This is a genomic window from Streptomyces ossamyceticus, from assembly GCF_001418475.1.
Taxonomy (GTDB): Bacteria; Actinomycetota; Actinomycetes; order Streptomycetales; family Streptomycetaceae; genus Streptomyces; species Streptomyces ossamyceticus.
Genome location: NZ_LIQX01000158.1, coordinates 1 through 6,879 on the forward strand (window position 1 = coordinate 1; position 6,879 = coordinate 6,879).

Genomic DNA, 6,879 nt, shown 5'->3' on the forward strand with positions numbered 1-6,879 from the left:
TGTGCCTGTGCCTGTGCCTGTCCCTGTGACTGTCCCTGTCCCTGTGTCTGGCATCGCGTGCTGGAAGCGATGCCAGGCTCGTACGGGATCCTCGCGGTCCGGTGCCTGCGGGGTGCCGTGGCCACGCGTGCGGGGCGCTGTGACGGTCGTTGGCCGTGCTCCCTGGGACTTCTTCGGTACGGCTGGCCGCTGTCGCCTCGCGCAGATGCTCGACGCCTCGTCCCTGGACGCGGTCGGCCACAGCCGGCGTGAACGCCACGGCCGCCGTGTCGACAGGCTCTCCGTAGGCGCTGCGGGGCTTGCCCGACCCGACACCGTGCTGCGGACCACTGAGGCGGGGCGGCGGACACGCGTGCGGGCGGCCGGGGCCACGAAGGCCCGGCCGCCCGCACCGTTCACGGGACCGCTGCCGCTCAGTCGGCCTCGGAGAACACGAACGAGAACTCCGTCGGCTCCGCCCGCAGGTGGTACTGCGGCAGCACGCCCGGCCCGCACGACTGCGAGCCGATGCCCATCTGGCCGTGGTCCAGGTTGACCCACACCGTGTCACCGGCCCGGAGGTCGGTCAGGTGCTCGGCGGCGTCGAGCTGCTCGCTCGTCCAGCGCCGTGCGGTGAACCAGAACTCCGGGTCGCCGTCGATCCGCAGACCGCCGAGCTCCGCCCAGCGGACGTCGGGGCGGGCCCCGTTCTCCTGGGGGCGGAGGTACGGGGTCTGCAACGCGTCGACCGAGGAGTGGTACCGGTACAGCATGGACGCCGACTTGGTGTCGGGGTAGCCCTCGCCGGGGCCGCCGCCGTACCACCGCACGGCGTCCGCCGACGACAGCCCGAAGCGGATGCCGAGGCGGGGGAGCGGGACCGTCCAGTCGCCCTCCGGGTCCACCGACACCGTCAGGCTCAGCCGCGTCCCGTCCGACGTCCAGCGGTAGGTCGTGCGCAGCCCGATCTCCCACGCCGCCGGCGCCACCCGGGTCCGTACCGTCAGGGCGTCCTCACCGACCTCGACGGCGTCCAGCCGGTGGCGCATGCGGTGGAGGCCGAACTTGCGCCAGAGCAGGCCGTACTGCGGGTCCGGCTGCCAGTCCGCCCCGGCGTCGTTGTCGGTCGGCGCCCGCCAGACGTCCAGGCGCAGCCCGGTCACGTCGACGCCGCCGATGGTCTTCAGCGCGCCGGTGCGGGCGTCGAAGGACGCCGGGCCGAGGTAGATCAGCTTCTCGCTCGCCGTGGGACGGTCGCCCGGCACCACGGTCGGCGTCGGGCGCTCCACCACCGGCAGCTGGGCCCACGCCACCTGGTGGTCCTTGCGGCCCCACGCGGTGTCCTCGGCCAGCAGCGCCCGTACGGTCCACAGCGCCTCGCCCGCCGGCCCGCCGGACGGCGGCTGCGGCAGCTTCACCTCGGCCGACTCGCCGGGCTTCAGGGAGGGCACGCCCAGGGCGCCCGCCTCCAGCGTCTTCCCGTCGACCTGGTACGACCACTCGAAGGCCAGCTCCGACAGGTCCGCGAAGTCGTACGCGTTGCGCACCCGGACCGTGCCGGCGGCGCCGTCGCCGTCGATGCGGACCGGCTCGATCACCTTCTTGAACTCGACCAGGCCCGGGGAGGGCGTCCGGTCCGGGAAGACCAGGCCGTCGCAGACGAAGTTGCCGTCGTGCAGCTCCTCGCCGAAGTCACCGCCGTAGGCGTAGCCGAGCTCGGGGTGCTTGACGCCGTGGTCGATCCACTCCCAGATGAAGCCGCCCTGGATGCGGTCGTGCGCCTCGAAGATCCGCTGGTAGTCGGCGAGGCCGCCGGGGCCGTTGCCCATGGCGTGGCCGTACTCGCACTGGATGAAGGGCAGGCCGCGCCGCTTGTGGGTGCCGCCGTCCAGACCCTTGCCGATGCGCTCGACCTCGGCGTGGTCGGCGTACATCCGGGAGTAGACGTCGGTGTCGCGGCAGTCCCAGTCGCCCTCGTAGTGCACCAGGCGGGAGCCGTCGCGGCCGTGGATCCACTCGGCCATGGCGGTGAGGCCCCGTCCGGTGCCGCACTCGTTGCCGAGGGACCACATCACGACCGACGGGTGGTTCTTGTCCCGCTCGACCATGCGGGCCGCCCGGTCCAGCAGGGCCGGGGTCCAGCGGTCGTCGTCGACGGGGTTGTCCCGCCAGTTCTGCTCGGTGAAGCCGTGGGTCTCCAGGTCGCACTCGTCGATGACCCACAGCCCGTACTCGTCGCACAGGTCGAGGAAGGCGGGGTGCGGCGGGTAGTGCGAGGTGCGCACGGCGTTGATGTTGTGCCGCTTCATCAGCAGCACGTCCGCGCGCATCGTCTCCAGGTCGAGCGCGCGGCCCCGCTCCGGGTGCCACTCGTGGCGGTTGACGCCCTTGAACAGGATCGGCCGGCCGTTGACCTTGATCAGGCCGTCCTCCAGCACGACCGTGCGGAAACCGATCCGCAGCGGGACGCGCTCGCCCTCCGTCACCAGCTCACCGTCGTACAGATGAGGGGTCTCGGCGGTCCACGGCTCGACGGGGACGGTCACCGGTTCGCCCGTCGCGACATCGATGTCCAGGGCGGGCACGAGGACCCGGCCGTCGACGTCGGAGTCCACGCGCAGGGTCCCGGTGCCGCCGACGTGGTCGTAGGAGGCGTGCACGAAGAAGTCGAGGACGGCGCCCGCCGGGCGGTGCAGCAGGGTGACCTCCCGGAAGATGCCGGGCAGCCACCACTGGTCCTGGTCCTCCAGGTAGGAGCCCGCCGACCACTGGTGGACCCGCACCGCGAGGACGTTGCCCGTCGGCTTCAGCAGCTGTCCGACGGCGAACTCGTGGGCGAGCCGCGAGCCCTTGAACTCACCGATGTCCGTGCCGTTCAGCCAGACGCGGGCACAGGACTCCACGCCGTCGAAGCGGAGCACGGCACCGCCGTCCGCCGGCCACCCCTCGGGCAGGTCGAAGTACCGCAGATGGTCGCCGGTCGGGTTCTCCGTCGGCACCCGGGGCGGGTCCACCGGGAAGGGGTACAGGTGGTTGGTGTAGATCGGCGCCCCGAAGGCCCCGCCACCCTGCAGCACCCAGTGCCCCGGCACGGCCACCCGGGCCCAGTCCCCGGCGTCGTAGCCCTCCGCGGCGAAGGAGCCGTCCTCGGCGTCGGCGGTCGGCGACAGCCGGAAGTGCCAGTCGCCGTCGAGGGACAGGGAACGGGCGTCGGAGGACGCGTACCAGGCGCGGGGCGGCAGGGCCCCGCTGCCCGGCGACACGTCCTCGACATAGTCGACGGATGTGGTGGTACCGGTGGTGCGGAAAGACATCGGTCTCCTTGCTGGTTCCTAGCCCTTGATGCCAGTCTGCGCGATGCCCTGCACCAGCCAGCGCTGGAGGAAGAGGAACACGAACACCAGGGGCAGGATGGAAATGGCCGTCGCCATGAAGATCAGATGGAAGTTGACGGTCTGGCCGGTGGTGTAGTTCGAGAGTGCGACCTGGACGGTCCACGCGCTCGGGTCCTGGCCGATGACCAGGGGCCACAGGAAGGAGTTCCACCCGCTGATGAACGTGATCGTCGCCATCGCGGCGAAGAAGTTCAGCGAGTTGGGTACGACGACCCGCCAGTACGCACCCAGGTAACCGAGCCCGTCCATCCGCGCCGCCTCCTCCAGCTCCTTGGGGAACCCGAGGAAGTACTGCCGGAACAGGAAGCAGGTGAAACCACTGAAGAGGCCCGGAATGATGAGACCCCGGTACGTGTCCACCCAGCCGAGCGAGGAGACCAGGACGAAGCTGGGCACGAAGGTCACGGCGGTGGGGACCATCAGCGTCACCAGGACGGCGTAGAAGACCTTGTTGGCGTGCTTGTACGGGATGCGGGCCAGACCGTAGCCGGCCAGCGAGCAGACCAGCAGGGTGCCGAGGGTGTGCAGGACGCCCACGACCGCCGAGTTCCACAGCGAGCGCGCGAAGTCGACCGTCGGGTCGTCGAACGGCTCGTTGACGTTCCCCCACTGGATGTCGGAGGGGAACCACTTCCACTCCTCGCCCGTGATCTCCGGGTCCGTCATCAGCGCGTTGCGGACGATCAGATAGAAGGGGATGAGGAAGAGGACGGCGGCGATGCCGGTGGCGAGGTAGAGACCGGTCGAGCCGATCACATGGCCGCCGCGGACCTTGCGCGGCTTGGCCGGTGCCTTGACCCGCTCCGCCGGAGGTGTCGTCGTGGTGGTCACTTGGACTCCTCACCCCTCCCGAATCCCATGATCTTGCCCTGGAGCAGGGTGACGAGGCAGATCAGCACGGTGAGGATCAGCGCGCCCGCGCTGCCCGCCCCGTAGTCCTGGCTGTCGCCGAGCGCCTTGTAGTACAGCTCCATCAGTGGCGGCCTGCCCCAGGTGGTCTTCGCCAGCAGGTTGAAGAACTCGTCGAATGCCTGGTAGGCGGCCACGAGAAGCAACAGGATCACGGCGGTGGAGGTGGCCCGCAGCTGGGGCAGGGTGATGTGCCAGAAGGTCTGCCAGCCGGGCTTCGCGCCGTCGATCGCGGCGGCCTCGTACATCTCCTGCGGGATGTTCTGCAGGGCCGCGATGAAGAGGATCATGTAGAAGCCGGCCTGGAGCCAGAGCCGTACGGTCACGATGACCAGCCAGTACCACGGAGGGTCGGGGCTGGCGAGCCACGCGGTGTTGTCGATGCCGAACATGCCCAGGAAGGTGTTCATCATGCCGAAGCGGACACCGTTGAAGATGGACATCTTCCAGATCAGCGAGGCGGCCACGTAGCTGACCGCCGTCGGCAGGAAGAACACCGAGCGGAAGAACGCCCGCATGAACCGCAGCCGGTTCACCAGCAGCGCGAGCCCGAGCGACGTCGCCCAGGTCAGCGGCACGATGATCGCCGCGAAGACGGTGAAGGTGCCGAGCGACCCCACGAAGTCCTCGTCGGTCAGCATCACGACGTAGTTCTCGAAGCCGACGAACTTGTCGGGGGTGACGGTGAAGCGGGCCTCGAAGAACGAGAGCCACAGGCTCCACAGGATCGGCGCGTAGACGAAGACCGCCAGGCCGATCAGGAACGGCCCGGTGAAGAGCCAGAAGTTGAGCGTGGGGGAGCCCCGCAGCCCCCGCCGCGGCTTGGCCGGAGCGGCCTTCGCCGGGGCGGGGCTGGAGACGCCGTCCTTGGTGATGGTCGACATGTCGTGGCTACCTGTCCCCAGGCCTATCCGAACAGCTTCTTCAGCTCACGGTTGACCTTGGCGTCGGCCTTGGTGAGCTCCTTGTCCGGGTCGCCGCCCTTGCGGACGCAGTTCGCCATGACGTCCTCCATGGCGGTCCGGCTCGCCTGGGTCCAGCCGATGTTGTCGAAGTTGCCGTACTCGTTGAAGAGCTTCACGCCCTCAGCGGGCAGACCCGCCTTCAGCTTGTCGGCGGACTCGGCGATCGACTTGCGCGGCGGGATGTGGAAGCCGTAGGAGAGCGCCCAGTCCTCCTGGTACTCCTTCTGGTCGATCCACAGCCACTTCACGTATTCCTTGGTCTCGTCGATGTTCTTGCCCTTGGCGTTGACGAACATCGACCAGCCGCCGTTGTACACCGAGAGCTTGCCCGCGTCGCCGACCTTCGGGAACGGGAAGATGCCCAGGTCGTCGCCGAGCGCCTCCTGCATCTGCGGCATCGCCCACATGCCGCACCACTGCATCGCGGCCAGGCCCTGGTTGAGCGCGGACGGGTCCCAGAAGTCGGTGGGGGCGTCGAGCAGCAGGTCACCGCTGGTGAACAGCTTGCGCAGCTGCTTGAAGCCGTCGACGACCGCGTCCGTGTGGTAGGCGATCTGGTTCTTGTCGTCGAGGTGCTGGGCACCGGCCGACCAGATCAGCGGGTCGATGATCGCGTGCAGGGTGTTGCCGAGGTAGGCGCCCTTGACCTTGCTCGTGGTCAGCTTGGCGGCGGCCGCGATCAGCTCCTCCAGCGTCTGCGGGACCTCGACACCGGCCTTCTCGAACATCGACTTGCGGTAGAAGAAGAACTGCGGGTCGTCGATCATCCGGATGCCGTAGATCTTCCCGTCGACCGTGTGCGACTGGATGTCGGCCGGGTTGAAGTCGTCCTTCACCGGGTTGATGAGGTCGCTCAGGTCCGCCACCTGACCGCTCTCGATCAGCTGCAGCTGCGGGTGGAACTCGAAGCAGTCGGGCGCCTTGTCGGTGAGCAGGGACGCGAACAGCTTGCTCTCGAAGTTCGAGCCGGTGATCCACTGCGTGGTGACGTTGCCGCCCTTGTACGCCTTCGCGTACCGCTTGATGGCCTGCTCGGTGCCGGCCTCGCCGTACGCGTGGAAGTACTGCGTCAAGCCCTTGCCGGACCCGGAACCGCCGCCTCGGCCGTTGTTGCCGCCGCACGCGGCGAGACCGCCGGCGGCGGCCAGACCCAGCGCGGCCCGCAGTGCGGTGCGGCGGTCGAAGTTCCTGTTGCTCATTGCCGACATGCTGACGTCCTTGTCTCGAGTGCGGCTCCCGGCGCTGCGCCGGTGCATGGCTCCGCGGCTCAGTGCCCGTGGCTCAAAGAGGCTTGCGGAGCGGGACGTTAACCTTCGGCTAAGGCTTCGGCAAGGGGTTGAACGAAGTCTGTTCGAAGCGTTGTATTCGGTTCGGGTTTCCGAACGTCCTTGATCCGGGGTCGAGTTGAGACGGGTGCGAGGGCCGCCGGGTCAGGGTCCGGCGGCCCTCTGCTCAGTGCGGTGCCACCGCCGCGACCAGGCCCGATGCCCGGTCGGCGCGGTGCGCACCCGTGCCCCTCACGACGCCGAAGCGGTACGGCTCCTCGCCGGGGCGCCGCGCCTGGTGGGCCGCTGGCTGAACGACGACAGCGCCCCTTCGAGGGCGAAGGTCGCGGCGCCCAGGCACACCGG

At 69.2% G+C, this 6,879-nt stretch carries 4 protein-coding genes; all 4 read right to left on the reverse strand.

Annotated features, from left to right (window positions below; translation table 11 throughout):
• Window positions 1–413: 413 nt before the first annotated feature.
• From AOK15_RS13340 to AOK15_RS13355, 4 genes are read right to left on the reverse strand one after another with little or no spacing between them, the layout of a single operon-like run.
• Entirely contained in the window at window positions 414–3,293 is a 2,880-nt protein-coding gene (locus AOK15_RS13340; protein WP_055516209.1) for a glycoside hydrolase family 2 TIM barrel-domain containing protein, read from the reverse strand.
• An 18-nt stretch (window positions 3,294–3,311) separates the two neighbouring features.
• Complete coding sequence (locus AOK15_RS13345; RefSeq protein WP_055516211.1) at window positions 3,312–4,205, reverse strand: carbohydrate ABC transporter permease; 894 nt, start codon at window positions 4,203–4,205, stop codon at window positions 3,312–3,314.
• Entirely contained in the window at window positions 4,202–5,167 is a 966-nt protein-coding gene (locus AOK15_RS13350; protein WP_055516213.1) for a carbohydrate ABC transporter permease, read from the reverse strand. Before AOK15_RS13350 ends, AOK15_RS13345 begins: the two co-directional genes overlap by 4 nt.
• A 23-nt stretch (window positions 5,168–5,190) precedes the next feature.
• Window positions 5,191–6,447 carry an ABC transporter substrate-binding protein gene (locus AOK15_RS13355; protein ID WP_079058463.1) on the reverse strand — a complete coding sequence of 419 codons (1,257 nt, stop codon included), beginning with the start codon at window positions 6,445–6,447 and terminating at the stop codon, window positions 5,191–5,193.
• Window positions 6,448–6,879: the final 432 nt, after the last annotated feature.

What these genes read in the sequence shown, in the direction of transcription:
- AOK15_RS13340 (WP_055516209.1), bottom strand. Translation starts at nt 3,293, where the DNA reads ATGTCTTTCCGCACCACCGGTACCACCACATCCGTCGACTATGTCGAG.
- AOK15_RS13355 (WP_079058463.1), bottom strand. Translation starts at nt 6,447, where the DNA reads ATGAGCAACAGGAACTTCGACCGCCGCACCGCACTGCGGGCCGCGCTG.
- AOK15_RS13350 (WP_055516213.1), bottom strand. Translation starts at nt 5,167, where the DNA reads ATGTCGACCATCACCAAGGACGGCGTCTCCAGCCCCGCCCCGGCGAAG.